This window comes from Arthrobacter sp. 05N429 (assembly GCF_056397045.1).
This window is the reverse complement of sequence record NZ_JBFTMQ010000007.1, coordinates 134,243-161,050: the sequence shown is the minus strand read 5'-3', so window position 1 is coordinate 161,050 and position 26,808 is coordinate 134,243. Positions and strand designations below refer to the sequence as shown.

At 67.2% G+C, this 26,808-nt stretch carries 26 protein-coding genes and 2 tRNA genes; 14 read left to right on the top strand and 14 right to left on the bottom strand.

Annotated features, from left to right (window positions below; all coding sequences use genetic code 11):
* Positions 1–135: 135 nt before the first annotated feature.
* A complete protein-coding gene (gene pepN, locus AC1DF4_RS13745) occupies positions 136–2,691 on the top strand; it encodes an aminopeptidase N (RefSeq protein ID WP_476913451.1) in 2,556 nt (851 codons plus the stop codon).
* Positions 2,692–2,765: 74 nt separating this feature from the next.
* Positions 2,766–3,251: an OsmC family protein gene (locus AC1DF4_RS13740; protein ID WP_476913407.1), complete on the top strand. Its 486-nt coding sequence runs from the start codon at positions 2,766–2,768 to the stop codon at positions 3,249–3,251.
* 19 nt (positions 3,252–3,270) lie between these two features.
* On the opposite strand, the gene AC1DF4_RS13735 is transcribed toward AC1DF4_RS13740, so the two are convergent.
* The gene (locus AC1DF4_RS13735) at positions 3,271–4,296 is read right to left on the bottom strand and encodes an NAD-dependent epimerase/dehydratase family protein (protein ID WP_476913406.1); all 1,026 of its coding nucleotides are present in this window, start codon (positions 4,294–4,296) and stop codon (positions 3,271–3,273) included.
* Positions 4,297–4,432: 136 nt separating this feature from the next.
* On the opposite strand from AC1DF4_RS13735, the gene AC1DF4_RS13730 reads away from it, so the two are divergent.
* Together AC1DF4_RS13730 and AC1DF4_RS13725 are read left to right on the top strand one after the other, a co-directional pair.
* On the top strand, positions 4,433–5,098 hold the full coding sequence (locus AC1DF4_RS13730; protein WP_476913405.1) for a mechanosensitive ion channel family protein: 666 nt from the start codon (positions 4,433–4,435) through the stop codon (positions 5,096–5,098).
* 4 nt (positions 5,099–5,102) lie between these two features.
* Positions 5,103–5,561, top strand: a complete 459-nt coding sequence (locus AC1DF4_RS13725) for a globin (protein WP_476913404.1) — start codon at positions 5,103–5,105, stop codon at positions 5,559–5,561.
* 118 nt (positions 5,562–5,679) lie between these two features.
* Here the strand turns inward: AC1DF4_RS13725 and AC1DF4_RS13720 are convergent, their stop codons facing one another.
* On the bottom strand, positions 5,680–6,351 hold the full coding sequence (locus AC1DF4_RS13720) for a DUF8185 domain-containing protein (protein ID WP_476913403.1): 672 nt from the start codon (positions 6,349–6,351) through the stop codon (positions 5,680–5,682).
* A gap of 63 nt (positions 6,352–6,414) precedes the next feature.
* Between AC1DF4_RS13720 and AC1DF4_RS13715 the strand changes: the two genes are divergently transcribed.
* The gene (locus AC1DF4_RS13715) at positions 6,415–7,395 is read left to right on the top strand and encodes an acyl-CoA thioesterase (protein WP_476913402.1); all 981 of its coding nucleotides are present in this window, start codon (positions 6,415–6,417) and stop codon (positions 7,393–7,395) included.
* Positions 7,396–7,490: 95 nt separating this feature from the next.
* Here the strand turns inward: AC1DF4_RS13715 and ettA are convergent, their stop codons facing one another.
* Entirely contained in the window at positions 7,491–9,173 is a 1,683-nt protein-coding gene (gene ettA, locus AC1DF4_RS13710; protein ID WP_476913401.1) for an energy-dependent translational throttle protein EttA, read from the bottom strand.
* Positions 9,174–9,287: 114 nt separating this feature from the next.
* Positions 9,288–9,860: a single-stranded DNA-binding protein gene (gene ssb / locus AC1DF4_RS13705; RefSeq protein WP_476913400.1), complete on the bottom strand. Its 573-nt coding sequence runs from the start codon at positions 9,858–9,860 to the stop codon at positions 9,288–9,290.
* A 177-nt stretch (positions 9,861–10,037) separates the two neighbouring features.
* On the opposite strand from ssb, the gene AC1DF4_RS13700 reads away from it, so the two are divergent.
* A tRNA-Arg gene (locus AC1DF4_RS13700) sits at positions 10,038–10,113 on the top strand.
* 82 nt (positions 10,114–10,195) lie between these two features.
* Here AC1DF4_RS13700 and AC1DF4_RS13695 read toward each other — a convergent pair.
* The gene (locus AC1DF4_RS13695) at positions 10,196–11,212 is read right to left on the bottom strand and encodes a magnesium and cobalt transport protein CorA (RefSeq protein ID WP_476913399.1); all 1,017 of its coding nucleotides are present in this window, start codon (positions 11,210–11,212) and stop codon (positions 10,196–10,198) included.
* 247 nt (positions 11,213–11,459) lie between these two features.
* Here AC1DF4_RS13695 and AC1DF4_RS13690 point away from each other — a divergent pair, with 247 nt between their 5' ends.
* The gene (locus AC1DF4_RS13690; RefSeq protein ID WP_476913398.1) at positions 11,460–11,954 is read left to right on the top strand and encodes a LapA family protein; all 495 of its coding nucleotides are present in this window, start codon (positions 11,460–11,462) and stop codon (positions 11,952–11,954) included.
* A 25-nt stretch (positions 11,955–11,979) separates the two neighbouring features.
* Positions 11,980–12,609 carry a GNAT family N-acetyltransferase gene (locus AC1DF4_RS13685; protein WP_476913397.1) on the top strand — a complete coding sequence of 210 codons (630 nt, stop codon included), beginning with the start codon at positions 11,980–11,982 and terminating at the stop codon, positions 12,607–12,609.
* Here AC1DF4_RS13685 and map read toward each other — a convergent pair.
* Entirely contained in the window at positions 12,606–13,373 is a 768-nt protein-coding gene (gene map, locus AC1DF4_RS13680; RefSeq protein ID WP_476913396.1) for a type I methionyl aminopeptidase, read from the bottom strand. The genes AC1DF4_RS13685 and map overlap by 4 nt on opposite strands.
* A 44-nt stretch (positions 13,374–13,417) precedes the next feature.
* Here map and AC1DF4_RS13675 point away from each other — a divergent pair, with 44 nt between their 5' ends.
* A complete protein-coding gene (locus AC1DF4_RS13675) occupies positions 13,418–14,098 on the top strand; it encodes a DNA alkylation repair protein (protein WP_476913395.1) in 681 nt (226 codons plus the stop codon).
* Positions 14,099–14,109: 11 nt separating this feature from the next.
* Here the strand turns inward: AC1DF4_RS13675 and mptB are convergent, their stop codons facing one another.
* Complete coding sequence (gene mptB / locus AC1DF4_RS13670) at positions 14,110–15,666, bottom strand: polyprenol phosphomannose-dependent alpha 1,6 mannosyltransferase MptB (RefSeq protein WP_476913394.1); 1,557 nt, start codon at positions 15,664–15,666, stop codon at positions 14,110–14,112.
* Positions 15,667–15,824: 158 nt separating this feature from the next.
* Between mptB and orn the strand changes: the two genes are divergently transcribed.
* The 4 genes from orn to def all read left to right on the top strand — a co-directional run bounded on the left by orn (position 15,825) and on the right by def (position 18,598).
* Entirely contained in the window at positions 15,825–16,478 is a 654-nt protein-coding gene (gene orn, locus AC1DF4_RS13665; RefSeq protein ID WP_476913393.1) for an oligoribonuclease, read from the top strand.
* A 158-nt stretch (positions 16,479–16,636) separates the two neighbouring features.
* Positions 16,637–16,709: transfer RNA gene (locus AC1DF4_RS13660), tRNA-His, on the top strand.
* Between the two features lie 117 nt (positions 16,710–16,826).
* Complete coding sequence (locus tag AC1DF4_RS13655) at positions 16,827–17,981, top strand: acyl-CoA dehydrogenase family protein (protein WP_476913392.1); 1,155 nt, start codon at positions 16,827–16,829, stop codon at positions 17,979–17,981.
* 44 nt (positions 17,982–18,025) lie between these two features.
* Positions 18,026–18,598, top strand: coding sequence for a peptide deformylase (gene def / locus AC1DF4_RS13650; RefSeq protein ID WP_441406640.1), 573 nt, complete (start codon positions 18,026–18,028; stop codon positions 18,596–18,598).
* 163 nt (positions 18,599–18,761) lie between these two features.
* Here def and AC1DF4_RS13645 read toward each other — a convergent pair whose 3' ends face one another.
* A complete protein-coding gene (locus AC1DF4_RS13645) occupies positions 18,762–19,472 on the bottom strand; it encodes an alpha/beta fold hydrolase (protein ID WP_476913391.1) in 711 nt (236 codons plus the stop codon).
* Positions 19,473–19,530: 58 nt separating this feature from the next.
* Entirely contained in the window at positions 19,531–20,427 is an 897-nt protein-coding gene (gene ppk2, locus AC1DF4_RS13640; protein ID WP_476913390.1) for a polyphosphate kinase 2, read from the bottom strand.
* A 154-nt stretch (positions 20,428–20,581) separates the two neighbouring features.
* Between ppk2 and AC1DF4_RS13635 the strand changes: the two genes are divergently transcribed.
* A complete protein-coding gene (locus AC1DF4_RS13635; protein WP_476913389.1) occupies positions 20,582–21,562 on the top strand; it encodes a 1-phosphofructokinase family hexose kinase in 981 nt (326 codons plus the stop codon).
* 47 nt (positions 21,563–21,609) lie between these two features.
* Here AC1DF4_RS13635 and AC1DF4_RS13630 read toward each other — a convergent pair whose 3' ends face one another.
* The 5 genes from AC1DF4_RS13630 to AC1DF4_RS13610 form a co-directional block, all read right to left on the bottom strand.
* On the bottom strand, positions 21,610–22,068 hold the full coding sequence (locus tag AC1DF4_RS13630) for a DUF1579 family protein (RefSeq protein WP_476913388.1): 459 nt from the start codon (positions 22,066–22,068) through the stop codon (positions 21,610–21,612).
* On the bottom strand, positions 22,065–22,883 hold the full coding sequence (locus AC1DF4_RS13625) for an HNH endonuclease family protein (protein WP_476913387.1): 819 nt from the start codon (positions 22,881–22,883) through the stop codon (positions 22,065–22,067). The genes AC1DF4_RS13630 and AC1DF4_RS13625 overlap by 4 nt, the downstream gene beginning before the upstream one ends.
* 99 nt (positions 22,884–22,982) lie before the next feature.
* Positions 22,983–23,192 carry a hypothetical protein gene (locus AC1DF4_RS13620; RefSeq protein WP_476913386.1) on the bottom strand — a complete coding sequence of 70 codons (210 nt, stop codon included), beginning with the start codon at positions 23,190–23,192 and terminating at the stop codon, positions 22,983–22,985.
* 79 nt (positions 23,193–23,271) lie between these two features.
* On the bottom strand, positions 23,272–24,768 hold the full coding sequence (locus AC1DF4_RS13615) for a glyceraldehyde-3-phosphate dehydrogenase (protein ID WP_441406646.1): 1,497 nt from the start codon (positions 24,766–24,768) through the stop codon (positions 23,272–23,274).
* Positions 24,769–25,085: 317 nt separating this feature from the next.
* The gene (locus AC1DF4_RS13610; RefSeq protein ID WP_476913385.1) at positions 25,086–26,696 is read right to left on the bottom strand and encodes a GMC family oxidoreductase; all 1,611 of its coding nucleotides are present in this window, start codon (positions 26,694–26,696) and stop codon (positions 25,086–25,088) included.
* Positions 26,697–26,808 lie beyond the last annotated feature (112 nt).

The following is a 26,808-nucleotide window of genomic DNA, read 5'->3' as shown; positions in this document are numbered from 1 at the left end:
CTACTCCCGGGGATACGGCGTCCGGTAACTTGGTGTGACCCAGGCAACTTGCCAAGCGCCGCAGAAGTGAAAGAATAATTTCACAGTATTGAGTTCCCACCCCTAAGCATCCTTGGAGGCCCCCCTTTGCCCGGAATGAACCTGACGCGCGCCGAAGCACGCGAGCGCGCCGACCTGATCGCCGTCGACTCTTACGAGGTCGAACTCGACCTGACCCGCGGGGAAAAAGTGTTCGGCAGCACCACCGCCGTGAAGTTCACGGCCACGCCGGGGTCCTCGACCTTCATCGACGCCGTCACCGACGCCGTGCAGAGCGTGACCCTGAACGGCCGCGAACTTGACCCGGCCGAGGTGTCCGACGGCGTCCGCATCCAGCTGCCGGACCTCGAAGCGGAGAACGAGCTGCTGGTCGTCGCCGAGGCCCCGTACATGAACACTGGCGAAGGGCTCCACCGCTTCGTGGACCCGGTGGACCAGGAGGTCTACCTCTACACGCAATTCGAGGTTCCGGATTCCCGGCGGATGTTCGCCGTGTTTGAACAGCCCGACCTCAAGGCCAGCTTCACGTTCACGGTCATTGCGCCCTCGCACTGGGATGTCATCTCCAACTCCCCCACCCCGGTGCGGGTCGAGACCAGCCCCGGCACCGACGGCGGCGCCCGCTCGGTCTGGGAATTCACTCCCACACCGCGGCTCTCGTCCTATGTCACGGCCCTGATCGCCGGGCCGTACCAGTCCGTCCGCAGCGAAGTGGTCTCCGCCGACGGGAAGGTCACCCCGCTGGGAGTCTTCGCCCGCAAGTCGCTCATGCAGTACCTGGACGCGGACAACATCTTCGAACTCACCCGCCAGGGCTTCGAGTTCTTCGAGGCCCAGTTCGGCTGCCCGTACCCGTTCGAGAAGTACGACCAGCTCTTCGTCCCCGAGTTCAACGCCGGGGCCATGGAAAACGCCGGGGCCGTGACCATCCTGGAGGGCTACGTCTTCCGCAGCAAGGTCACGGACGCCCAGGTGGAGCGCCGCGCCATCACCGTGCTGCACGAGCTCGCGCACATGTGGTTCGGGGACCTCGTGACGATGCGCTGGTGGAACGACCTCTGGCTCAACGAGTCCTTCGCCGAGTACATGTCCCACCTGGCCGCCGTGGAAAACACCGCGTTCGACCACGCCTGGACCACCTTCGCCTCGGTGGAGAAGTCCTGGGCCTACCGCCAGGACCAGCTCCCCACCACGCACCCGATCTTCGCCGAGATCAACGACCTGGAGGACGTCGAGGTGAACTTCGACGGCATCACGTACGCCAAGGGCGCCTCAGTGCTCCGCCAGCTCGTCGCCTGGGTGGGTCCTGAGGAGTTCATGTCCGGCGTCCGCGAGTACTTCCGCAAGCACGCCTGGCAGAACACCGAGCTCAGCGACCTGATGGCCGAACTCGAAAAGGCCAGCGGCCGCGACCTGGACGAGTGGGGCCGGCTCTGGCTGGAGACCGCCGGCGTCAACACGCTCAAGCCCGAGCTGTCCGTGGGATCGGACGGCAAAATCACCTCTTTCGCGATCCTGCAGTCCGCCACCGAGGGCCAGCCCACCCTCCGCCCGCACCGGCTCGCCGTCGGGTTCTACAACCTCAACGGCTCCGGGAAGCTGGAGCGCGTCCACCGCGAGGAGCTCGACGTCGACGGCGGGCGCACCGACGTGCCGGCCCTGGCCGGACTGGCGCAGCCGGACCTGATCCTGCTCAACGACGACGACCTCGCCTACGCCAAGGTCCGCCTCGACCCGGCGTCGCTGGCCACCGCCACGGCGCACCTGAAGGACTTCAGCCAGAGCCTTCCCCGCACCCTGGTGTGGGGCTCGGCCTGGGATGCGGCCCGCGACGGCGAAACCCCTGCCCGCGGCTACGTGGAACTGATCCTGGCCAACATCGCCGAGGAATCCGATTCCTCCGTGATCCTGGTCCAGCTGCGCCAGCTGGCCACCACACTGAATTTCTATGTGGCCCCGGAACACAAGGAAGCTACCGCGGTCGCCGCCGCCGACCGGCTCTGGGACCTCGCCTCGGGCGTCCCGGCCGGCTCCGACGCGCAGCTGCAGTTCGTCAAGTCCTACGCCCTGCTGGCACGCAGCGCGTCCCAGCTGGACACCGTGTCCGGCCTGCTGGAGGGCAGCCTGACGCTGGAGGGCCTGGCCGTGGACCAGGACCTGCGGTGGGAGCTGATCACCTCCCTCGTGGCCGGCGGCCGCGCCGGGCAGGAGAAGATCGACGCCGAGCTCGAGCACGACAACACCGCCACCGGGCAGAACGCCGCGGCCCTCGCGACGGCCGCGATTCCGACGCCTGAGGCCAAAGCCGCTGCCTGGGACTCGATCGTGGTCAAGGGCGATCTGTCCAACGCGCTCCAGGGCTCGGCCGTCACCGGCTTCACCCGGGTGCTGGACACGTCCCTGCTGGAGCCGTACGCCGAGAAGTACTTCGACGCCGTCCCGGGCATCGTCAAGGAACGCACCCACGCACTGGCCCAGCAGATCGTCGTCGGGCTCTACCCGGCGCAGCTGACCACGCAGGCGACCGTCGACCGGACCGATGAATTCCTTGCCACGCTGCCGGAGGACAGCGCGGCCCTGCGGCGGATGATGCTGGAGAACCGCGACGGGGTGGCCCGTGCCCTGCGCGCCCGCCAGGCCGACGCCGGGTAGGCATCTGCCTCCGGAACCTTGGAACCCCGGCGCCCCTGTGTGGCGCCGGGGTTCCTTCGTTCTAGGCTGGACCCATGAGCCTCGATGAGCACCGCTATGCGCTGACAGTCCGCTGGACCGGGAACCTTGGCGAGGGGACGGCGTCGTACCGCGGCTATTCCCGGGACCACGACATCGAGATCCCCGGGTTGCCAGTGCTGCACGGCTCGGCGGACCCGACCTTCCACGGCGACCGGACCCGCTACAACCCGGAACAGCTGCTGCTGGCGGCACTGTCCCAGTGCCACATGCTGTCCTTCCTGCACGTCGCCGTGAAGCATGGCGTCGTGGTGACGGCGTACGAGGACCGGGCCGAGGGACTGATGCGGACGAACCGGGACGGCAGCGGGCAGTTTGAATCGGTGACGCTCAAGCCCCGGGTGACCCTGGCGGCCCCGGCGGCGGAGGAACTCATGGAGGAACTGCACGCCGGGGCAAACACGGTCTGCTTCATCGCCCGGAGCGTCAACTTCCCGGTGCTGCACGAGCCCACGGCTGTGGTGGAGGGCCGGACGGACTGAACACGTTCCGCGGGCCCGGTCAGTCGAGCCGGGCTGAGACCTCTGCCCGGTACTCGGCCAGGATCCGGCGTTCCGTCTCCGGGCTCATCCCGGCCTTGCGTTCACGGCCGAGCCCGCGGCGGCGCTCATCCGACAGGGTGTCCCGCAGCGTGTCCATCCAGGGCCGCGTGCGCAGCCCGGCGGCACGGGCCGCGGCATTGCTGCGCGTCGCGAAGCCGTCGTGGCCGGGCGGCAGCCACAACGGCAGCGAGTCCGGACCGGCCCAGTAGTTCGCGCCGTGTGACGCCAGCCAGTCCTCCGGAGCGACGACGACGTCCGCTTCGCCCTCGGCGAGCTGCCGGGATTCCTCGAGGTAGGCGGCAAAGGGCACGGGCTCGCCGACGGCGTTCAGCGCCCCGGTGACTCCGCCTTCGGCCGCGGTGAGGATCCAGGCCGCGAGGTCGCGGACGTCGATGATCTGGGTGGCGTCCGTGGGGATGTCCGGGACCAGGACCGGATCGGCGTCACGGGCGAAGCGCGCCGGCCAGTACCCGTAGCGGTCCGAGGCGTCGCCCGGGCCGCCGATGAGCCCGGCCCGGCAGAGGTGGGCCTTGCCCCCGGCGAGCTCCGCGGTCCACTGCTCGATCGCGGATTTCGCTTCGCCATAGTTCCCGGCGCTAAGCTCCGTGCCGGGCGCGAGCGGCGCCAGAACGCCGGCGTCTTCGGCCGCCCCGGCCACGGAGTGGTCTGCGTAGACGGAGCAGCTGGAGACGAAGGTCCAGTGCCGGGCTGAGCCGGCCAGCGCCTCAAGGGCCTCCCGCGCCTGGCCGGGGTCCCGCGACACGTCGACGACGGCGTCCCACCCGCCGCCGGAAGCAGCGCCCCCGGAGGCGGCTGCGTAAGCGGCCGCGCCCTGCGAGCGATCCGCCCGCAGCCAGGTGGCGCCGTCGGGCGGGGCGGAAACGGTCCCGCGCGCCAGGCAGGTGACGTCGTGACCGGCGGCCACGGCCTGCCGGGCTATTTCTGCTGAAAGGAAGGCGGTGCCGCCGAGGACCAGGATGCGCATGGGGCCACGGTACGGCGCTAATGTTGAATGAGACCAGAGCGTTATGCGCCCGGCGAACGCCGGCCGCCCCTCAGGACGCACAGCCCGGCGCTACCGGCCGGCAACAGAAACACAGCTACAAGGAGTACCCCCGCCGATGTTCAGCATGACCACCGAACCCATCACCCCGCCGGACATGTCGGCCATGTCGGAGATCAACGTGGCGGGTGTCCTCATCAGCCTGGGGGTCGGCATCGCCCTGTGGCTGGCGGCGTCCTTCGTGATCTCCGTCATCACCAAGCGCATCGCCGCGGGATCCACTTTCTTCAAGAAACCGTACTTCCGCTGGGCTGCGCCCGCGCTCCGCGCGCTGGAGCACGAGCGCCGGGTCCAGCGGGCCCACACCATCGGAGCGCTGCTCCGGAGTGTCGTGGGGGTCCTCATCTCGGTCCTCACCAGCGTGTACGTGCTCAAGAACCTCAACGTGGACGTCGCGCCGATCCTGACCAGCGTCGGGATCCTCGGTATCGCCATCGGCTTCGGCGCCCAGCAGCTCATCCGCGACTTCCTGGCCGGCATCTTCATCACGATCGAAGACCAGTACGGCATCGGCGACATCATCGAAACCTCCGAGGTGGTGGGCACGGTGGAGGCCATGAACCTGCGGATCACCCGGGTCCGGGCGGAGGACGGCACCATCTGGTACCTGCGCAACGGCGAAATCCTGCGCGTGGGCAACCGCTCCCAGGGCACCTACATTCCGCCCGTAACACCGCCGGAGGGCGAGGCGGACAGTGCCCCCCAGCAGAAGGCCGGAGAATAGAGGCATGACGATTCCCAGCGGCGGCGAACCCCGCCAGCCCAAGCAGCTGCTGCAGAACGATCCGTTCAGCCAGCCCGGCTACACGGACAACTTCTACGACGCCGTGGGCGGCCACGAGACCTTCGTGAAGCTCATCGACGTGTTCTACGACGGCGTGGCGACTGATCCGCTGCTGCGGCCGATGTACCCGGAGGAGGACCTGGGCCCCGCGAAGCGGCGCTTCCTGATGTTTCTCGAGCAGTACTGGGGCGGCCCGACGACGTACGGCGAGGAGCGCGGTCATCCCCGGCTGAGGATGCGCCACATGCCGTTCCAGGTCACCCCCGAAGCAAAGGAGCGCTGGCTGCTCCACATGCGCGCAGCGGTGGATTCCCTGGACCTGCCGCCCCTGTACGAGGGGACGCTGTGGGACTACATGGAGCGTGCGGCGCTGTCCATGGTGAACAGCCCGTCCACGGCCTGACGGCCGACATGGAAAGACCCCGGAGGCACTTGGGGGAATGCCTCCGGGGTCTTTCTGCGTTCAGAATACCCGGCAGGGTATTGGACGGCAAGTTCCCTGCGGGACTCGCAGACCGTCGCTACAGCGCAAGGTCGAGTCCCGAGCCGGTACGGGCCAGGACGTGCCCGCGGTCACCGCTGAGGCGGAACCAGCGTCCGGCCCGGTAGAGCTGCTGTTCGCCGTCGGCCAGGAAGCCGAGGGTGAGGGCCGCGAAGGCGGCGCCCAGCGGGAGCCCCTCGGCTCCCGGCAGCTCCCTCCCCCAGACCGTGGCGCGGGCGTTGTTGACGATCAATGCGCCGGGTTTGTCCGGGATGATAGCGGCGATCTCTGTGATGCCGGCCTCGGCGGACTGGCGCAGCGCGGAATCCTGCAGCGTGCCGACGGCTTCCCATCCGCCTCGCGGGGCCCCGACGCCGGCCCAGGACTCGGTGACGGTTACCGGCGGCAGCGGCAACTCGACGTCGTTCTCCCCGGCACGTGCCAGCCGGTCCAGCACCGCCGAGATCGGAACCGTGACATCCGTGTCCGCCGGCCGGGCCAGGGCCATGGTCCGCAGCCCGAGGATCGTCGGCGTCGACTCCCCCAGCAGCCGCGGCCGCAACACGCAGACGTAGGCGGCAAGCACCGGGCCGGACGCCTGGAGGCGGATCGCGCCGTCGTCAATCGATTTGGCGCGGGTGGCGAAAGTGCGCAGATCGGCGAGGTCGCGGGGATCGTTGAACTGGAGGGGCTGGGTGAGGACGTCAGACACAATCTCGACTCTACCGGCTGTGCCTCTTTGGGACGGCGCCGGAGTGACGTCTAGAGTCGAACCATGACTGAAGCCGAAGCCGGATTGCAGGGGCCGCCGACACAGGACCCCACCTCCTCACTCCTCCAATTGCTGAACCTCGGGGAGCTCGAGGGTGCCCGGACGGACGAGGACATTTTTATGGGCCCCTCGCAGCAGCAGCCCCGGCACCGCGTGTTCGGCGGCCAGGTGCTGGCGCAGTCGCTGATCGCCGGGAGCCGGACCGTTCCCGAGGGGCGCGGCGTGCACTCCATGCACGGCTATTTCCTGCGTCCGGGGGACGCCAACAAACCCATCACCTTCGGCGTCCAGCGGCTCCGGGACGGCCGCTCGTTCTCGGCGCGGCGCGTGCACGCGTACCAGGAGGGCATGCCCATCCTGTCCATGATCGCGTCCTTCCAGGACGAGGACGAGGGGATCGAGCACCAGACCGAAATGCCGGCCGGCATTCCCGGGCCGGAGTCGCTGCCCAGCACGGCTGATCTCCTGGGCAAGTACGACCACCCGGTGGCCCGCCACTGGGCCTACGAGCGGCCTTTCGATATCCGGCACGTCGACCCGGCCCTGTACGTCTCGGCCAAGGGCGACAAGGAACCGCGGAACGCGGTCTGGATGAAGACGTTCGGGCCGATGCCGGATGATCCGGAGCTGCACCGCGCGGCCCTGGCCTACGCGAGCGATTACACCATCCTGGAGTCGATCCTCCGCAGGCACGGGATGAGCTGGATTACCCCGGGCATGTCGGTGGCCAGCCTGGACCACGCCATGTGGTGGCACCGTCCCCTGCGCGTGGACGAGTGGCTGCTCTACGTGCAGGAATCCCCCAGCGCCCAGGGAGCCCGCGGCCTGGCTACCGGCAAAATCTTCAGCCGGGACGGCGTCCACGTGGCCACGGTGGCGCAGGAAGGCATGATCCGGATTCCGACGGACCTCAAGAACAAAGTCAAGGGCGCTGTCCAGTCCAAAGTCCTGCAGCACCAGATGCGCAAAGCTGACCGCGGCTGATCCACGGCGCCCGGCCGGCCCAGGCCGGTGGCATGCGAAAGGCCGGCTCCCCGGGCGGGGAGCCGGCCTTCGTTTTGCGCTTCGTGCCTCGCGGACTAGTCGCGGGTGAGGCGGCGGTGGGTCACGCGGTGCGGCTTGGCCGCATCCGGGCCGAGGCGCTCGACCTTGTTCTCCTCGTAGGATTCGAAGTTGCCCTCGAACCAGTACCACTTGGAGGGGTTCTCCTCGTCGCCTTCGTAGGCGAGGATGTGGGTGGCCACCCGGTCCAGGAACCAGCGGTCGTGCGAGACCACGACGGCGCAGCCCGGGAATTCGAGCAGGGCGTTTTCGAGGCTGCTGAGCGTCTCGACGTCGAGGTCGTTAGTCGGCTCGTCGAGGAGCAGCAGGTTTCCGCCCTGCTTGAGGGTCAGCGCCAGGTTCAGGCGGTTGCGCTCACCACCGGAGAGAACACCGGCCTTCTTCTGCTGATCCGGGCCTTTGAAGCCGAAGGCGGCGACGTAGGCGCGGGACGGCATTTCGACGTGGCCGACCTGGATGTAGTCGAGACCGTCGGAGACGACCTCCCACAGGGTCTTGTTCGGGTCGATGCCGCCGCGGCTCTGGTCCGCGTAGGAGATCTTGACGGAGTCACCGATCTTCAGCTCGCCGCCGTCGAGGGGCTCGAGCCCGACGATGGTCTTGAACAGGGTGGTTTTGCCGACGCCGTTGGGGCCGATGACACCGACGATGCCGTTGCGCGGCAGGGTGAAGGACAGCCCGTCGATCAGGGTGCGGTCCTCGAAGCCCTTCTGCAGGTTCTTCGCTTCCAGGACGAGGCCGCCCAGGCGCGGTCCCGGCGGAATCTGGATCTCTTCGAAGTCCAGCTTGCGGGTGCGGTCGGCCTCGGCAGCCATCTCCTCGTAGCGGGCCAGCCGGGCCTTGGACTTGGTCTGGCGTCCCTTGGCGTTGGAGCGGACCCATTCGAGTTCCTCGGTGAGCCGCTTGGCCTGCTTGGCGTCCTTCTTGCCCTGGACTTCCAGGCGCGCGCGCTTCTTCTCGAGGTACGTGGAGTAGTTGCCCTCGTACGGGTACAGGTGGCCGCGGTCCACTTCGGCGATCCACTCGGCCACGTGGTCGAGGAAGTACCGGTCGTGGGTGACGGCGAGGACGGCGCCGGGGTAGGCGGAAAGGTGCTGTTCGAGCCAGAGCACGCTCTCGGCGTCGAGGTGGTTGGTGGGCTCGTCGAGGAGCAGCAGGTCCGGCTTCTGGAGCAGGAGCTTGCAGAGGGCGACGCGGCGGCGCTCACCACCGGAGAGGAGGGTGACGTCGGCTTCGGGCGGCGGGCAGCGGAGGGCGTCCATGGCCTGCTCAAGCTGGGAATCGAGGTCCCAGGCATCGGCCGCGTCGATCGCTTCCTGCAGCTGACCCATTTCCTCAAGGAGGACATCGTAGTCAGCGTCGGGGCTGGCCATCTCTTCGGAGATCTCGTTGAAGCGCTGGATCTTGCCGAAGATCTCGCCGACGCCCTCCTGGACGTTGCCAAGGACGGTCTTGTCCTCGTTAAGCGGCGGTTCCTGGAGCAGGATACCGACCGTGTAGCCGGGGCTGAGCCGGGCTTCACCGTTCGACGGCGTGTCCAGTCCCGCCATGATCTTGAGAATGGTGGACTTACCTGCACCATTCGGGCCGACGACGCCGATCTTGGCCCCCGGGAAGAAGGACATGCTCACGTCATCGAGGATGAGTTTTTCGCCAACGGCCTTGCGGGCCTTGGTCATTGTGTAGATAAATTCCGCCATGCCTACAAATCTAGTGGTTCGGCCGGGATAACTCACATTCATGCGGTCCTGATGCCCACCCGCCGGCGGACAGGATGCGGCCCCAGCCACCGCACCCCGGCTGCGGGTGCCCTTTCAGGCGGCCGCCCCTTTCAGTTCGCCCGTCTCCTGGTCAAGTTCTTCTGCCTCGCCGCTGACGTCATTGATGAAGACCGTGTGGGATCCGGACCCGTCCCCGGCGCTGTCGTCGCTGTGTCCTTCCTGCGACTCGTCATCCTCATGGCTTTCACGGCTGCTGTCCGGGAAGGCCGGGGTCGACCCGGACTGTCCGGCAGCATCCTGGGGGCCATTGGTGGCGGTGCGGATGAAGTTGGCGGATCCCCACATGAGATCGTGGCCGACGGACTCGGCGGCGATCTCGGCCACGTGGTAGATCCGGCCGTCATTTTCCCAGCTCCTCATCTTGAGCCGCCCCATGACGATGACCCGCTGGCCCTTCTTGATGCTGCAGCCGATGTTTCCCGCCAATTGCCGGTAGCCCTGGACGGTGAACCAGTTGGTGTTCCCGTCAACCCAGGCGTCCTTGGCGCGGTCGTAGCGCCGGTCGGTTGAGCCCAGCCGGAACGACGCCGTCGCCACTCCGCCGGGCGTCGTCGAACTCTTGGGCTCCGTGGCGACGAAGCCGCGGACCGTGATGTTGTCACTCATGCTCATGTCCTGTCTCGAAATGTCGTGCCCTAGCAGGCTCCTTCAGCTTCGCGCCGCGGACGGAACTGCGCGAGGGCCCGGGCGCGCCATGTGGAAAACCCTGACATCAGAGAGCCGCAGGGCACGGTAAGCTTTTTGAGGCGTCCCCCGGCAGCTGCCGGGCTGGTACGCCGGCACGCCCCAGTAGCTCAGGGGATAGAGCAGCGGCCTTCTAATCCGCCGGTCGGGGGTTCGATTCCCTCCTGGGGCACCAGAGTGCGGCTCTGGCCTGCCGGAACATTCCGCAGGTCAGGGCCGCGATCCCCCGGGCCCGGCGCCTGCAGTGGCTGCGGCCGCTAGATCCACTTGTTGCGCTTGAACGTCCAGTACAGCACCAGGCCCATACCGATCATCAGGCCAAGCGCCATCGGGTAGCCGAAAACCCAGTCGAGTTCAGGCATGCTGCGGAAATTCATCCCATAGATGGTGCCGATCAGCGTCGGCGCAAACAGGATGGCCGCCCACGAGGAGATCCGCTTGACCTGCTCGTTCTGGGCGAAGCTCGACTCCGTCAGCAGCCGCATTTCGTCGTTCTGCCGCTGCGCCACCAGCGCCGCATTGACGGCGAGCGCATTTTGCAGCAGGGCGCGGAAGGCGGCGATGCGTTCGCTCAGCCGCAGCACATGGTCCAGGACGTCCCGATAATGGTCCTGCAGCTCGGGAAGGGGCTGATGGTCCGGCGTTTCGGCCATCAGCGTCTGCAGGATGGTAATCAGCGGAGCAGTCGCCCGCTGGAACATGATGACTTGGCGGGAGAGCTCGTAGATCCGCCTGGACACGCCCGGGTCTGCGGCGAAGAGGTCGTCCTCGATTTCATCGACGTCGTTTTCCAGCCCGGCAACAACAGGCTCGTACTCATCCACGACCTGGTCCAGGATCGCGTAAAGCACGGCATCCGGACCGAGGGCAAGGAATGCAGGCTGGGACTCCATCCGGTGGCGGACCCGGGCCAAATCCGGCGATTCGGCGCGGCGCACTGTAACCACGAAGTCCGCCCCGCGGAAGACATGGATCTCGCCGAACTCAACCTTTTCCAGATGGTCCAGATACCGGGCGGGGCGCAGGACCAGGAAAAGCGTTTCGCCGTAGTGTTCCAGCTTGGCCCGCTGGTGCCCGGCGAGCGCATCGTCCACAGCCAGGTGGTTGAGATCGAATTCTTCGGCCACGGAACGCAGCTCTTCGGCATCGGGCCGGTAGAGCCCGATCCAGGCCATGCCCTGGCGCTGCCGCAGTACGAAGTACGTCTCGTCCAGGCTCTCCGGGTCCGCGGTCCGGTATCCGTCCACGTAGACGGCGTTGTCGACAATGCTCACGCCCGCGCCTCCTCCACAAGGCATTCCTTGGCTGCGACGCTATACCGTCGCCCGCCCGGTGCCAACAGCCCCGGCTTCTTGCAGGGCATCGCCGCCCTGCAGGTTCCTCCAGCGCGATCGGTGCGTCCCGTAGAGCGCGCCCGCACGTCATGCCGCCGTCAGCCATCAGCACGCTTAGTATTGAACTGACAGGCAGGCCGCCGGGGAAAGCCCCTGTGCCTGTCCGCAACCGAAAGGTACGGCCGCCATGACCCAGACACCCCACGGATTTGATCCCCACGATCCCACAAACGCTTTGAGCGCCCAGCACCCGGGGGCAGCTGACGCCCCCGCCGAGGAGGGCAACAGCACCCAGCCTTCCGGCACCACAGACCTGGTGTCGGGGGAGCCGGCTGCCGCCACGCCGGCGCGCCGCGCCGAGACTCCCCTGGAAGAGGCGCCCTCCCCCGCCCCTGAGACACGCCAGGTCACCCGCGCGGGCATGGTCTGGGCCGCGGTCGCCAGCGCGCTGGTGGTGCTGATCCTGCTCATCGCCTTCATCCTGCAGAACCAGGAATATGTCCAGGTGAAGTTCTTTGGCCTCCAAGGATCGGTCCCGCTCGGTATTGCGCTGTTCATCGCCGCGGTCGGGGGCGGGGTCCTCGTCGCCATCGCAGGAGCCGCCCGCATCATCCAGCTCCGGCTTGCGGCGCACCGCGCGCGCGTCAGCCGGCAGGCCGGCCAGGGCACACGCACGCGCTGACACACCCAGGCGCTAACCTCGTTCCATGGACGCAGAATCCTCGGGGAAAACTACGATTACCACCGCAGCTGCCGACTGGCCCGCCGTCGAGCGCCTCTTCGGCGTCCGGGGCGAGCCTTCGCGCTGCTGGTGCAGGTTCTTCGCCTTCACCGGACCGGAGTGGTCCGCATCGACCCCGGAGCAGCGGAAAGACCAGTTGCGGGACAAGTTCGACGGCGGCGCCCCGGCACCGGGGGTGCTGGCCTTCCGCGACGGGAATCCCGTGGGCTGGTGCGCGGTGGAGCCCCGCGGCTGCTATCCCAGGATCCTGCGCTCGAAAGTCCTGACGGCGGCGGGCCCGGAGATGGCGCGGGATCCCGGCGGGAACCAGGTGTGGTCCGTGAGCTGTTTCGTCGTCTCCCCCGGCCAGCGCCGGACCGGTGTGGCCCGGGCACTGCTCGCGGCCGCCGTCGGGCACGCCTTCGCCCACGGCGCAACGGTAGTGGAAGGTTATCCGGTCGATCCCGCACAACGGCCCAAGGCCGGCCCGGCCGACCTGTATCACGGCACCCTGGGCCTCTTCCTGGCGGCCGGATTCGGTGTGGTCAGCGACACGGTGCCGGGACGCGCCGTCGTCCGCCTGGCGGCGCCCCGACCAGCAGCCAGCAACCCCTAAGGCAGGGTCAGGATGACCGGCCCGTCCTTCGTGATGGCCACAGTGTGCTCGCTGTGGGCGGCCCGGCGGCCGTTGGACGAGCGGAGGGTCCATTCGTCGTCGTCGTGGAAGTAGTCGTCCTTGCGGCCCAGGATCAGCATCGGCTCGATCGCGATGACCAGGCCCTCGGTCAGCTTGATGCCGCGGCCTGGCCGGCCGTCGTTGGGAACGTCCGGCTCGGCGTGCATGGTCTTGCCTATCCCGTGGCCGCCGTGGTCCGCCAGCAGGCCGTAACCTGCACGGCGTGATGCCCCGCCGATTGCATAACCCAGGTCGCCCATCTTGTTGCCGATCCGGGCGGCCTCGATGCCGCGGGCCAGGGCAGCCTCGGTGGCGTCGACCAGGGCCTGGTCCACGGGGTCGGGCGTGCCCACGATGAAGCTGATCGCAGCGTCCCCGCACCAGCCCTCGAGGAACGCCCCGCAGTCCACGCTTAGCAGATCGCCGTCCTGGAGCCGGTAGCCGTTGGGGATGCCGTGCACCACGGCATCGTTGACGGACGTGCAGATCACTCCGGGGAACGGTACCGAAGCCCACCGCGGCTTGTAGCCGAGGAAGGCAGGCGTGGCCCCGGCGGCCGCAATTGTCGCGGCCGCCACCTCGTCCAGTTCCTTCAGGGAAACCCCGACGGCGGCGGCCTCGCGCACGCGTTCCAGCGTGTTGGCCACCACCCGGCCGGCTTCGCGCATCAGGGCAACTTCGGCTGGGGTCTTGATCATCGACATGCCTCCAACTCTAGGGCCAGCCGAAGCATGGCTAAAGTTGCCCCATGGCCAACCCTGAACTGATGTCTGCGATCCGATCACGGCTGCTACAGGCCGCCGATCCGGCCCGTGCGGCAGGGGCGCAGGCCTACTTGAAGTCCGAGATGCCCTCGCTGGGCGTCCGGGTTCCGGAGGTCCGGCGCATCGTCAAGGCCGCCGCCAGGGAACTGCCTCCGGGGTCCCTGCAGGAACTGCAGTCCACCGTGCTGGAACTGTGGCGGGGCGCAGCCTGCCGGGAGGAACGCTACGCGGCCATCGACCTCACGGGTCTGCGGCTGGCCGCCGGTGAGCTGGGCATGCTGCCGCTCTACGAGGAAATCATCCGCACCGGCGCCTGGTGGGATCTGGTGGACGGAGTCTCGCACCGCCTCTGCGGGCTGCTGCAAACCCACCGGGAGGACATGTCCCCCACACTCATCCGCTGGAGCACAGACGCGGACTTCTGGATCCGGCGTGCGGCCATCACGGCACAGCTGGGCGCAAAATCGGCGACGGATCCCGTCCTGCTCGCCGCGGTCATCGAACCCAACCTGGCTGACCCGGAGTTTTTTATCCGGAAGGCGATCGGCTGGGCCCTGCGGGACTACGCCGCCACGGACCCGGACTGGGTCCGGGACTTCGCGGCGCGTCACAGCGAAGCGCTTAGCGCGCTCTCCCGCCGGGAGGCCTTGCGAAAAATCAGCTGACCTGCGGAATCTCAGATCACCGGGCGGGTGGTGACCGGTTCCTCAGACTTGCTGAAGAGCAGCTTGGTCTTGGGGTCGAGGAAGATCAGGTACAGGGCGAAGAGCAGGGCAATGATCGCGGCGGCGTTGCGGGCCAGCGCCAGTGCCAGGCCGAGATCCGCGGTCTGCAGGTAGGGGAAGACCTCCAGCTGGTCCGAGATCGCGTACACCATAAAGAACGACACGATGAAGTACAGGGCCTTGACCTGCCAGTCGTCGCGGATGCCGGTGACGGCGAAAAGCGGGATGAGCCAGACGACATACCAGGACTGGATCATCGGGGCCAGGACGACGACGGCGGCGAACGCCAGCGTGAGCCGGCGGATCAGGCGGTCGTAATCGCCGCGGAAAATCTGCCAGGCGATGATGCCGAGCGCCAGCAGCTTTCCGGCGTCGTACACCCACTTGGCCAGCCCCCAGCCGTCGAGTCCGAAGGCGTTGAAGATGGACGCGACCACCAGGCCCAGCAGCCCGACCGGAGCGTACCAGATCCAAATGCTGCCCGGGGCCGACAGCCCGCTAATCCAGCCGAAACCGAAGCCGTTCACCATGCTCATGGCGTACAGCAGGGCCAGGCTGATGCCGGCGGTGAGCCCCCAGAACACGAACTTCCGCGGCCAGCTGGCGTCTTTTCCTGCCCAGAGCAGGCCGATGAAGGGCAGGAAAACGATCGTGATCGGCTTGACGGAGATGGACAGGGTTACCAGGACCAGGCCGAGGATCACACGCCGGGTGGCGCAGTAGTAAATTCCCGCCAGGGCCAGGCCGATCATAAGTGCGTCGTTGTGGACGCTGGCGATGAAGTTGGTGAGGAAGAGCGGGTTGGCTGCCGTCAGCCACAGGGCGCGGTGCGGGTTTACGCCGTGCAGTTCGGCGAGCTTCGGCACGTAGATGATGCACAGCACGATCCCCACCAGCGCGGCGAGCCGGAACAGCATGATGCTGGCTTCCGGGTGCACGTTGGTGGACCAGACCACGAACTGCTCGATCCAGAGGAACAGCTGGCCGTACGGGACGGGGGCCTCGGTCCACATCTTGTCGGCCCCGAGCTGGAAGTAATTCGACAGCGCGGAAATGCCGTTTTCGTACGGGTTGAAGCCCTCCACCATCAGCCGGCCCTGCCCGATATATGCGTAGACATCGCGGCTGAACAGCGGCACCGAGAACATCAGGGGCAGCCCCCACAGGACAACCGCCTGCAGGGTTGCCTTGCGGGCCTCGGCCCCCCAGACCCGCACGCGCTGGCCGAGCCTGAGCCAGGCGCGGACGAGCAGCATCCCGCCGACGGCCAGCAGCACAATGCACAGGCCGACGCCGAGGGCTTCGGTGCGCATCCAGATAAATAATGGAACGCGGCGGAGCTCCGAGGCCGGCGCGAGCCAGCCGACGCCGAGAGAACCGATCGCCATGAAGAGCGAGCCGACAAATCCCGCCAGAAGCGGTGAACGGGCATTGTCCACGTCAGCAACGGCTGCCGCCGGGGACGTGCCGGCAGCCGTTTTCCCCGCCGCAGGCACAGGCGCCGTCATCTCAGGATCGTCCAATCTGTCGTGGGGCTCTACTGCAGCCTCAGCCGGCCGTGAGAACCGGCCAGGGGCTGGCCGCGATGACGAAAAGTTTCGCCGGCCGCGTACCCGAAATCCTAGCATCGGACCGCCCGGCGGCGACGAAACGGTAGGCTGAGCGCGTGCCTATATCTAATGAACGCATCGTCTGGATCGACTGCGAAATGACCGGCCTGGATACCGAGAACGACGCCCTCATCGAGGTTGCCGCGCTGGTGACGGATTCGGAGCTCAATATCCTCGGTGACGGCGTCGACGTCGTCATCAAGCCCGATGACGACGCCCTGGCGCAGATGAACGACTTTGTCCGCGACATGCACACCCGCTCGGGGCTGCTCGAGGAGCTCCCCCACGGCAAGACGATGGCGGAGGCCCAGGCCATCGTTCTGGACTACATCAAGAAGTGGGTGCCGGATCCCAAGAAGGCCCCGCTGGGCGGCAATTCGGTGGGCACGGACCGGGTCTTCCTGGTCCGTGACATGCCGGAACTCGTGGAGCACCTGCACTACCGGGTCATCGATGTGAGCACCATCAAGGAGCTCTCGCGGCGCTGGTACGCGCGGGCCTATTTCCAGTCCCCCGCCAAGCTCGGCGGCCACCGGGCCCTCGGCGACATCCAGGATTCGATCGACGAACTGCGTTACTACCGCGAGGCCGTTTTCGTCCCGGCGCCCGGACCGGACAGCGCCACGGCCCAGCGGATCGCCAGACGGGTCATGGGCACGGCGGAGGAAGCGGCACCCGCCGAGGCTCCGTCCGGGACGTCGGCGAAGTAGCCCCCGGACTGATCTTCGGTTAGTAATCTGCGCCACGTTTGAGGAAAATTTTGCCGAAAACCTAAGAAAGTGGCAAAAGCAGCCCCGAAGAGCAGGTAAGCTATTTGTCGTTGCCTTTTCAGCCAGCCGGATCACCGGAGGGCATGGCGGGGCACATGGTGGGCGTAGCTCAGTTGGCAGAGCGCCTGGTTGTGGTCCAGGAGGTCGCGGGTTCAACCCCCGTCGCTCACCCTCATGAAGGACGGCAGTGATTGTCCGACCTTAGACGAAGGCCGTACCGGATATCCGGTGCGGCCTTTGTTGTCTGTGCAGTTGTCCGTGTCAGGAACGCGAACGGAAGGAAACGCAATGAAGCGCAAGCTTTTTGAAGAAGACCACGAGATGTTCCGTGAGATGGCTGCCGAGTTCGACACGCGTGCCGTGGCACCGCACTACGCCCAGTGGGACGAAGACCACATGATGTCCCGGGAGCTGTGGACGGCGGCCGGCGAGCAGGGCCTGCTGGGCCTGGCCGTCCCGGAGGAGTTCGGCGGCATGGGCATGGATGACTACCGCTTCCGCGCCGTGATCGACGAGGAATTCGCCAAGAGCAACCACCTGGCCGTGGGCCTGGCCTTCCATCTCCACGATGACCTGGTCCTCCCCCACCTGCTGGCCTACGGCTCCGACGAGCTCAAGAGCCGGTGGCTTCCCGGCATGGTCTCCGGCGAGAAGGTCACATCGATCGCCTGGACCGAGCCCGGCGCCGGTTCGGACCTCCGCGGCATCCGCACGAAGGCCGTCCGCGACGGCGACGACTGGCTGATCAGCGGTCAGAAGACCTTCATCGGCAACGGGATCTCCGGCGACGCCTCCCTGGTCCTGGCCCGCACCGACGGCGGCACCGGCCGCGGAAACCACGATTCCTTCTCCCTGTTTATGGTCAACAAGGGCGAGGGCTACAACACCGGCAAGCAGCTGGACAAGATGGGCCTCAAGGCTTCGGACACCGCGGAACTGTTCTTCGACAACGTCCGGGTTCCACACGCGGACCTCGTCGGTGAAGTGGGCAAGGGCCTGCAGTACGCTGCCGGGCAGCTCCCCCAGGGCCGGCTCGCTATCGCGGTGGCTAGCTCCGCCGTCGTCCGCGCCACCTACGAGGCGACGGTGCGCTACACGAGGGACCGCAACGCCTTCGGTGAGCGGATCATCGACTTCCAGAACAGCCGCTTCGAACTGGCCGACATCCTCACCGAGGTCGAGGTCACCGAAAGCTACGTGGACCAGGCGATCCTGGCCTTCAACGCCGGCGAGCTGGACGCCGCCTCCGCCGCCCGCGCGAAGCTGTGGGCGTCCGAGCGCGCCAAATCCGTCACCGACCGCTGCCTCCAGCTGCACGGCGGGTACGGCTACATCCTGGAATACCCTGTGGCGCAGGCCTACCTGGCCGCCCGGCTGCTGACGATCTTCGGCGGCACCAACGAAATCATGCGCGACGTCATCGGCCGCACCATCGCCGACTGACCCGCCTCCGAATACACAGCACCGCACCAGAGGAACTTTCTGACATGACCGTCCTGCCCATCACGATCTGGGGTGAGCCCGTACTCCACCGCCGGGCCGCCGAGGTTGAAGTCTTCGACGACGAACTCCGGACCCTGATCGCCGACATGTTCGAAACCAACGACGCCGCCAACGGCGTCGGTCTGGCCGCGCCGCAGGTGGGGGTGGGCAAACGGCTGTTCGTCTACAAGTTCGACAACGACGACGGTGCCCCGCCGTCCGGCGTCGTCGTCAACCCGGTGCTGACCCTGTCCAAGGTTTCCGGGGCACTGCCGGATCCGGATGAGGAAGAGGAGGGCTGCCTGTCCTTCCCGGGCGGGCAGTACCCCCTCAAGCGCGCGGAGTGGGCCCGGGTTCAGGGCTTCGATGGGAACGGCACTCCGGTCGAATTCGAGGCGACCGGCTGGTTCGCCCGGGTCATCCAGCACGAATACGACCACCTCGACGGCAAGCTCTACGTCAACCGGCTGATGGACCGCTATGCCCGCAAGGCCATGAAACTGGCGAAGAAGAGCGGCTGGGGCGTCCCGGGGCTGACCTGGATGCCAGGCGTCGATCCGGACCCCTTCGGGCACTGACGGCAACCAGGCGGAACAGGTGCGCGGATTTCCCCGCCTTTGACGCCGATGTGCAGGAAACCGCCGGGGTTTTGGCGGGGCGCGCCGACGTCGGGCCGCAAAGGTGGGGAGTTTCCGCGGAAATTCCCCACCCAAGTAACCGGGTCAGAAGCGCCCTGGCCGGCTAGCTCCCCGGCGTCCGGTCGACGGCGGCCAGGATTGCCGCGCCCAGTTCAGCGGGCTTGGTGAACTGCGGCCAGTGGCCGGTGGGAAGGTCCACGTAGTCGACGTCGCGCACGCGTCCAAGCTCCGCGACGTACGGGTGCCCGCCGGCGATCATTTCGGTGAGCATGGACGACGGGAACTCGCAGGCGATGACGGTCGCCGGGACGTCGTAGCGGCGCTCGTCGTTCAGCCGCTGCTGGTCCTGGGCCACTCCTTTGGGCTGCGGGATGGCACGGGCGCGGAACATGGCGCGCAAGTCGTCGTCGAGGTCTGTGAGGTCTTCGTCCTCGAACAGCTCCCACGGCGGAAGCGGGACCGCGTCGCCGTCGTCCGGCAGTTCGTCGTTGATGACGCCGCCGTCGCCGAGCGGACCGCTGTCAACGTAGATTGCACGCACCACCTGTCCCGGGCGGGCATCGACGGCGCCGTGAATGATGGCGCCCCCGCCCGAATGGCCCACCAGCACGACGGGGTCATCAAAGGTGTCGATTTCCGCCACGACCGCGTCGATGTGGGTGCGCAGGCCGATCCCGGCCCGCGGCGCATCGGCCGATTCCAGGCCTGGCAACGTCAGCGGGTGGACCTGATGTCCGGCCGCGACCAGCGGCGGAGTCACCTCCTCCCACGATGAGGCGTCCAACCAGAATCCGGGTACGAGGATGATGTCCATGCCGGTACCCTACCTGCCCGGGCGGACTAAATGGGACGGAACCGTGGAGAAATTCGGGCTACCCCTCGTCCGGCCGCCCGAGCTTCGCCGCGTGATCCGGAACGTACCGAAAGAGCTCCCGGGGCGGGCGCGTGTAGTTCACGGCCTTGGGCCGTTCGGGCAGCGTCACCGGTTCCGTGCGCACCTCGGTGTAGTCAATGCTGGAGAGCAGGTGGGCGATCATGTTGATCCGGGCCCGCCGTTTGTCCTCCGCCTCGACCACATACCAGGGCGATTCGGCCGTGTCCGTCTGCACAAACATGTCATCCTTGGCCCGCGAGTAGTCTTCCCAGCGGAGGATCGCGTCACGGTCCATCGGGGAGAGTTTCCATTGCCGCATCGGATCATTCAGGCGGGATTTGAACCGCCGTTCCTGCTCCGCGTGGCTGATCGAGAACCAGTATTTGAAGAGCAGGATGCCGTCCTGGATCAACAGCCGTTCGAAGACCGGGCATTGTGCCATAAAGCGCTTGTGTTCAGCGGGGGTGCAGAATCCCATCACATGCTCGACGCCGGCCCGGTTGTACCAGGAGCGGTCCATCAGGACGATCTCGCCCGCAGCGGGAAGATGCGCCACATAGCGCTGGAAGTACCATTCACCCCGCTGCCGGTCCGTCGGGGCAGGCAACGCCACGATCCTGGCTACGCGCGGATTCAGGTATTCGGTGACCCGCTTGATCGCGCTGCCTTTCCCGGCGGCGTCACGCCCTTCGAAGATCACCAGCACGCGTGCGCCCGTACTGCGGACCCACTCCTGCAGCGCGACGAGCTCGGCTTGGAGACGGTAGAGCTCGGCCTCGTAGAGACCGTGCGCCAGCCGCCCGGGGCGTTCCGGCGCGTGTCCCTTGGCACCCTTTCGGCCCGCCTGTGCCTTGCCGGCGCCGGCCTTGCCCGAACCGCCCTTTTGATGTGCCATGGTTCCCGTCCCGTTCCGTGCGGCGTGGCGGACTTTGCCTGTCCCTGCCGTGTCGCGGACTTGCCTGCCGCGCCCATTCTCGCCGAGCGGCCGACAGCCCACAAGGGGACGCCGTACCGGGACAGCGGGAACCCCGGGCTCCTATGCTGGGGCCATGGAAGCCTCTGGACGGACAGCGATGCAGCCTATTCTCACGCTCACCGTGAATCCTGCACTGGACGTGAGCACCGCGACGGAGCAGGTCATCAGCGGCCACAAGCTGCGCTGCGGCGCCAGCCGGCTCGACGCCGGCGGCGGTGGCATCAACGTGTCCCGAGTGGTGCAGCGGCTCGGCGGCCGGACCCTGGCGGTCTACGCCGCCGGCGGACCCACCGGAGAGGCGTACCGCCGGCTCATCGAAGCCGAACGCGTCCCCACGCTGGCAGTCCCCATCCAAGGGAGCACCCGCGAGGACTTCACGGTCGACGAGACGGCGACCGGCAAGCAGTTCCGCTTCGTGCTGCAAGGCCCCGAGCTGAGTGAGCCTGAGTGGCGTTTGTGCCTGGCCCTCGTAGCGGATTCGATTCCCGAGGGCGGGTACGTCGTGGCCAGCGGAAGCCTGCCGCCGGGGGTCCCCGAGGATTTCTATGCACAGGTGGCCCGGCTCGCGCGGCTGCATGATGCGCGCTGCATCGTGGATGCCTCCGGCCCTGCCCTGTCCGAGGCCCTCGCCGAGGGGGTCTTCCTGGTGAAGCCGAGCCGGCGGGAGCTGGGGCTGCACTTCGGATCGTCCCTTGAGAGCGGTGAAAGCCAGGTGGAGGCTGCCGCGGCACTGGTCGCGGACGGCTCCGCGGAGCATGTGGCCCTGACCCTGGGCGGGGAAGGTGCCGTGCTCGCCTCCACATCCGGGGTCCTGCGGCTGGCTGTGCCCCAGGTGAAAGTTCGGAGCACCGTCGGGGCGGGCGACAGTTTCCTGGCCGCCTTCGTGCTGCGCCTGGCTCAGGGGCGCAGCCTTGAGGAGTCGCTCCGGGCCGCCGTCGCTGCCGGAAGCGCCACAGTGACGACGGCCGCCACCGAACTTTGCCACCGCGAGGATGTGGAACGTCTGGAGGCCGAACTCGCCGGTGATTCCTCCGGCGGGAGCGCAGGTCCCTGAAGCCGGGACCGGCGCTTCTGGCGGGTGTGCGGCTAACGACCTGCCGCTTAGCGCGGAGTGCCGGTCAGCAGCTCGACGACCTGGTAGGGATCATGCCCGGGGACGACGTTGTGCATGGTGATCTTCGCCTCCGCCGGCGCGATGTGGATTTGCCAGCCCCAGTCGGGCCCCTCCGGTGCGGGGTACGATCCTGTCAGGCGGAGCACGCCGTCCGGTCCAACCTCCCCGGCCAGGTTCAGCCAGGTCTTGGCCGTGTGCCACGAATCCGCCCAGACCGCTTTGGCCGCAGCTGCCGTGCCGCCGAGCAGCAGCACGCCGTCCTGCGGCTTGCCGTCCTCCGCCCAGGTGTAGGAGATCGTGGCGAAGTCGTGGGCGGTCACGCCTGCCGTGGCACCCGCTGGAGATCTCCGGTAGTCGTCCGTCGGCATGATCCGTAAGTCGTTGGTGCCGTTCCAGCTGCCGAAATAGGGTGCAAGGAACTCGACGATTGTCATGGTTTCATTCATCGCTGCAGTCTAGCGGCCGGTTCCGGCACAATGGTTTGCTGTTGCGGGCAGGAGCTGAGGATCCGCTTCATGGCGTCCTTCTCCGCCGGGGTGACCCACAACCGGTAGGCAGCCTTCACCGAGACCTGCCGGGCGACGTAGTGGCAGCGGAAGGCCTTGTTCGGCGGCAGCCAGGTGGCGGCGTCGGACGCGCTTTTGTCCTGGTTGGCGGGGCCGTCGACGGCGATGAGGTTCAGCGGATCGTTCGCCAGGTGCTCGCGCTGCACAGGAGTCAGCTGCTGGGCCCCCTTTTGCCAGGCATCCCCCAGCGCCACGACGTGGTCGATCTGCACCGCTTTGCTGCTTTCGGCTCCCCTGCGAAACGTGAGCTGCCGGCCGGTGTAGGGTTCCCGGAAGGTTCCGCTGGCCACCCGGCAGCTGGATTCCTTGGTGAATTCGGCACCGGCAAGGTCCCTGCGGAGGATGTCGTTGCGCGTATCGCAGCCGTTGCGGTCCACGTCCAGCCACGCCTGCCCGAAGGCGCTGCGGTCGTAGTTGTCCCGGCCCGCCCGGCCCTTGACCGGGAGTGTGTCCAGCAGTGCCGCGGCGGGGCCCGGGGGGACTGGCCGCACAGAGGGAACTGCTTCCATCCAGCCGGCCGCCAGCACGGGCGCCTCGCTGGGTCCCTCGGCGGGCGGCCCGACGGCGGCAAACTGTCCGGCGGTGAAGAACCAGCCGAGCCCCGCGACGGCGGCGAGGGCAGCGGCAGCCAGCAGGGTCCACGCCTGGCGGGACCGCCGTCGCTCTTTCCGGTATTCCGCCCACGTGAGCGTCACACCGGCTCCGGGGCGGGCCGAAGTCTCTCCACACCCGAAGCCTAGGCCGGTCCCCCGGTGCCGTGGGGGTTGTCCACAGTGTGGAGGACGAGTGCCTTGTCAGTTCTCTTTCGTCACCCGCACGAGGTCTTCGTTGGCGAGGGCCATGAGCGATTCGAGCTGCTGGACCCGCGACTCGTCGACGTCACCGGCCGCATGCTTGGCACGGGCATCGTCGAGAAGCCGTTTGGCTTCCTTGGCGTTCTGCCGCGCGACGTCCAGGGCGTGTTCCAGGGTGGTTTCGTGCTCCACTGCCGAGTTCTGTTCCATTGCACTATTGTGGTGCCCTTTCCCGGCCGATTCCAGAGGATCGGCCGGGAAAGGCAGAACAGAATTCAGGGCCGGAGCGTCAGGCCGTGACCTCGACCGGCAGGCCGGCAGCTTCCAGGGTCGCTGCCGCGTCCTTGGCGGGGAACGACGGCGGGTTCACGCCGGCCATTTCCTCCATAACGCGGACCACCTGGCAGCTGTAGCCGAACTCGTTGTCGTACCAGACGTAGAGGATGACGTTCTTGTCATTGGAGATGGTGGCGAGACCGTCGACGATACCGGCGCGGCGTGAGCCGACGAAGTCGGTGGAGACCACCTCGGGCGAATCGATGTAGTCGATCTGCTTCCGGAGGTCCGAGTGCAGCGACATTTCCCGCAGGTAGTCGTTGACCTCGTCCTTGGTGGTGCCGTTTTCCAGGCTCAGGTTCAGGATGGCCAGGGACACGTCCGGGGTGGGGACGCGGATGGAGCTTCCCGACAGTTTGCCAAGGAGCTCCGGCAGGGCCTTGGCCACCGCGGTGGCGGCGCCCGTCTCGGTGATGACCATGTTCAGCGCGGCAGAGCGTCCGCGGCGGTCACCCTTGTGGAAGTTATCGATCAGGTTCTGGTCGTTGGTGAAGGAGTGGACCGTCTCCACGTGGCCGTGCACCACGCCGTAGCGGTCATTGATCGCCTTCAGGACGGGCGTGATGGCGTTGGTGGTGCAGGAGGCCGCCGAGACGATCTTGTCCGAGTCGGTGATCGCGGTGTGGTTGATGCCGTGCACGATGTTCTTCAGCTCGCCCTTGCCCGGAGCGGTGAGCAGCACGCGGGAAACGCCCTTGCTCTGGAGGTGCTGCGACAGGCCCTCGGCGTCGCGCCAGCGTCCCGTGTTGTCGACGACCAGGGCATCGTGGATGCCGTAGGCGGTGTAGTCAACCGTAGAGGGGTTGTCCGAGTAAATGACCTGGATCTGGACGCCGTTGGCGGTGATGGTGTCGTTCTCGAGGTCCACCTTGATGGTGCCTTCGAAGGAGCCGTGGACCGAGTCACGGCGCAGCAGGCTGGCGCGCTTGGCGAGGTCGTTGTCCGAACCGCGGCGGACCACGATGGCGCGCAGGCGAAGGCCGTGCCCGCCGCCGGCCTTTTCGATCAGGAGGCGGGCCAGGAGCCGGCCGATGCGGCCGAAGCCGTAGAGAACGACGTCGGTGCTGGTGCGGTCGTCGCCGCCGCGCTTGCCCACAACGTCGGCGAGTTCTTTGCGAAGGAACTCGTCCAGGGTGGCGCCGTTGCCTTCGACGCGGTACTTCTCGGTGAGGCGGGCAATGTCGATGGCTGCGGCGCCGAGCTCCAGCTTGGTCAGGGCGTCCAGCAGCGGGGCGGTCTCCTCGAGGCGCAGTTCTTCCTTGCTCATCCGGCGCGCGAAACGGTGTGCCTTGAGGATGTTCATGGTGGACTTGTTGATCAGGCTGCGGCCATGGATGGACGTGACCACGTTGTTCTCGCGGTACAGCCGGCCGATCACCGGAATCATGGCCTCGGCGAGCGCCTCCCGGCCCATCCACGTATCAAGACAAGAATCTGACGTCTGGCTCACAGAAATACCTTCCTAGAATCCACCACATACGACGTCGTATGCGGAAGTGGCGGCCGGAGGTTGTCCGGTACCTCGGCGCCGGGGATTCGGTCCACCCCGGGCGCCTGTTCGAGCAAAGAAAAACCACCGGCTGCGAACGCAGACCCGGCGGCAGAACTTCTACGTTCACCATCCATTCTACGGGCGGCCCGGCGGAGTCCGGCCCCGGGAGTGCGTGAAATGACTCACACCGGCCCGCCGGCCCGGAGACGCAGGTGCCCCGTGCGGGCTGTGCGACCCGGGATCCGGTCCCCGGCCCGGCCGGCAGTTCGGCTCCCCTAGCCGGCGTCCTCGAGGATCATGTCGAAGGCTTTTTCGGCGATCATGATGGTCGGCGCCTGCGTGTTGGCACTCACCAGCCGGGGCATGATTGAGGAGTCAACGACCCGCAATCCCTCGAGGCCATGGACCTTGAGCCGCGGCGAGACAACGGAGTCGTCCGTGGTTCCCATGGCGCAGGTGCCCACGGGGTGGTACGAGGTCCGGCCGTAGGAGCGCACGAATTTCACGTACTCGTCGCGGGTTTTCACCCGGCTGCCGTCGCCGATGTGTTCGGCCTTGGTGAGCGCCGTCATCGAGGGCTGCTCCATGATCTGGCGGCTCTGCTGCACCCCCGCGATGGCCATCTCCAGGTCGTAGTCGTCCGCGAGGTAGTTCGGATCGATAAGGGGCGCTGCGCCGGGGTCGGAAGATACGGGACGAACCGTTCCCCGGCTCCGGGGCCGCAGGAAGTACGAGTTCAGCGTGGCACCAAACCCGGGCTTCAAGGCAGTACCGCCCGTCCCCGCCCGGGCGGCCGGCAGGAAGTGGAACTGCAGGTCGGGGGTCTTCTCGTCCTGGTTGGCGTAGCTGAAGCCGCCGGCCTCGACGAGGGTTGAAGCGAAGGGTCCCGAACGGAAGGCGAGGTACTCGAGACCGGCCATGACCGTGGCTGGACGCACCTGGTTGAACCGGTCCAGGCTGTTGTAGTCCTTGAGTTCGTAGACGATGTCCACGTCGCAGTGATCGTGCAGATTCTTGCCGACGCCGGGCAGGGCATGGACGGTATCGATGCCGACGGCGGCGAGATCTTCCGGGTCGCCGATGCCGGACAGTTGCAGCAGCTTGGGTGAACCGAAGGCGCCGGCCGAGACAATCACCTCGAGGTTGGCGCTGTACGTCCGTGCGCTCCCGCCTTCGATCGCGTGGATCCCGACTGCCCGGCCGTTCCTGATGATCACCCTGGATACCGTCACATTGGCGCGGACGGTGAGGTTGGGCCGCTGGCGGGCGGGCTTGAGGTAGGCAACAGCCGCGCTGCACCGGCGGCCGTTCTTCGTGGTGGTCTGGTAGAAACCGACGCCGTACTGCTCGACGCCATTGAAATCGCTGTTGTAGGGCAGGCCGTACTCCTGGCCCGCCTTCACAAAGGCCGCCGAGAGCTTGTGGGGACGCAGGAGGTCGGAGACTCCAAGCGGGCCCTGGGTCCCGTGGTGGGGTGCCGAGAGCCGGCTGTTCGACTCCGAGCGCACAAAGTACCTTTTCACCTCGTCGGCGGACCAGCCCACGCAACCAAAATCCTTGACCCAGCTGTCGTAGTCCTCAGCCACACCACGGGTGAAGACCTGGGAGTTGATGGACCCGCCGCCGCCCAGCACTCTGCCTTGGGCCAGCGGGATACGACGGCCGTTGCTGTGCGGCTGCGGAATGCTCGCATAGTCCCACTGGTACGGCCCGTTCTTCAGCCTCGGGAAGCCTGCGGGGATGTGGATGAGGGGATGGCGGTCGGATCTGCCGGCCTCGAGCAGCAGGACGCGGACTGAGGGGTCTTCGCTGAGCCGGCCCGCCAGAACACTGCCGCCGCTCCCGCCCCCGGCGATCACATAGTCGTATGCTGCGTCATCCGGCACTCTGACTCCTCAACCATCGCCGAAACGCCGCCCCCAAGCGCTGAGTGAAGTCTGTAGTTTCGCGGGGATGATGTCAAGCATCTGGATTTACCTGCAACGCGGCAGGTGGGCG

Excerpts from the sequence above, each read along its gene's own strand:
- def (WP_441406640.1), top strand. The coding sequence starts at position 18,026 with ATGACCGTCCTGCCCATCACGATCTGGGGTGAGCCCGTACTCCACCGC.
- AC1DF4_RS13645 (WP_476913391.1), bottom strand. The coding sequence starts at position 19,472 with ATGGACATCATCCTCGTACCCGGATTCTGGTTGGACGCCTCATCGTGG.
- ssb (WP_476913400.1), bottom strand. The coding sequence starts at position 9,860 with ATGAGTGACAACATCACGGTCCGCGGCTTCGTCGCCACGGAGCCCAAG.
- AC1DF4_RS13730 (WP_476913405.1), top strand. The coding sequence starts at position 4,433 with ATGTTCAGCATGACCACCGAACCCATCACCCCGCCGGACATGTCGGCC.
- mptB (WP_476913394.1), bottom strand. The coding sequence starts at position 15,666 with ATGACGGCGCCTGTGCCTGCGGCGGGGAAAACGGCTGCCGGCACGTCC.
- AC1DF4_RS13620 (WP_476913386.1), bottom strand. The coding sequence starts at position 23,192 with ATGGAACAGAACTCGGCAGTGGAGCACGAAACCACCCTGGAACACGCC.
- AC1DF4_RS13675 (WP_476913395.1), top strand. The coding sequence starts at position 13,418 with ATGGCCAACCCTGAACTGATGTCTGCGATCCGATCACGGCTGCTACAG.
- AC1DF4_RS13715 (WP_476913402.1), top strand. The coding sequence starts at position 6,415 with ATGACTGAAGCCGAAGCCGGATTGCAGGGGCCGCCGACACAGGACCCC.
- map (WP_476913396.1), bottom strand. The coding sequence starts at position 13,373 with ATGTCGATGATCAAGACCCCAGCCGAAGTTGCCCTGATGCGCGAAGCC.
- ettA (WP_476913401.1), bottom strand. The coding sequence starts at position 9,173 with ATGGCGGAATTTATCTACACAATGACCAAGGCCCGCAAGGCCGTTGGC.
- AC1DF4_RS13635 (WP_476913389.1), top strand. The coding sequence starts at position 20,582 with ATGGAAGCCTCTGGACGGACAGCGATGCAGCCTATTCTCACGCTCACC.
- ppk2 (WP_476913390.1), bottom strand. The coding sequence starts at position 20,427 with ATGGCACATCAAAAGGGCGGTTCGGGCAAGGCCGGCGCCGGCAAGGCA.
- AC1DF4_RS13740 (WP_476913407.1), top strand. The coding sequence starts at position 2,766 with ATGAGCCTCGATGAGCACCGCTATGCGCTGACAGTCCGCTGGACCGGG.
- AC1DF4_RS13685 (WP_476913397.1), top strand. The coding sequence starts at position 11,980 with ATGGACGCAGAATCCTCGGGGAAAACTACGATTACCACCGCAGCTGCC.
- AC1DF4_RS13655 (WP_476913392.1), top strand. The coding sequence starts at position 16,827 with ATGAAGCGCAAGCTTTTTGAAGAAGACCACGAGATGTTCCGTGAGATG.
- AC1DF4_RS13630 (WP_476913388.1), bottom strand. The coding sequence starts at position 22,068 with ATGAATGAAACCATGACAATCGTCGAGTTCCTTGCACCCTATTTCGGC.
- pepN (WP_476913451.1), top strand. The coding sequence starts at position 136 with ATGAACCTGACGCGCGCCGAAGCACGCGAGCGCGCCGACCTGATCGCC.
- AC1DF4_RS13725 (WP_476913404.1), top strand. The coding sequence starts at position 5,103 with ATGACGATTCCCAGCGGCGGCGAACCCCGCCAGCCCAAGCAGCTGCTG.
- AC1DF4_RS13735 (WP_476913406.1), bottom strand. The coding sequence starts at position 4,296 with ATGCGCATCCTGGTCCTCGGCGGCACCGCCTTCCTTTCAGCAGAAATA.
- AC1DF4_RS13690 (WP_476913398.1), top strand. The coding sequence starts at position 11,460 with ATGACCCAGACACCCCACGGATTTGATCCCCACGATCCCACAAACGCT.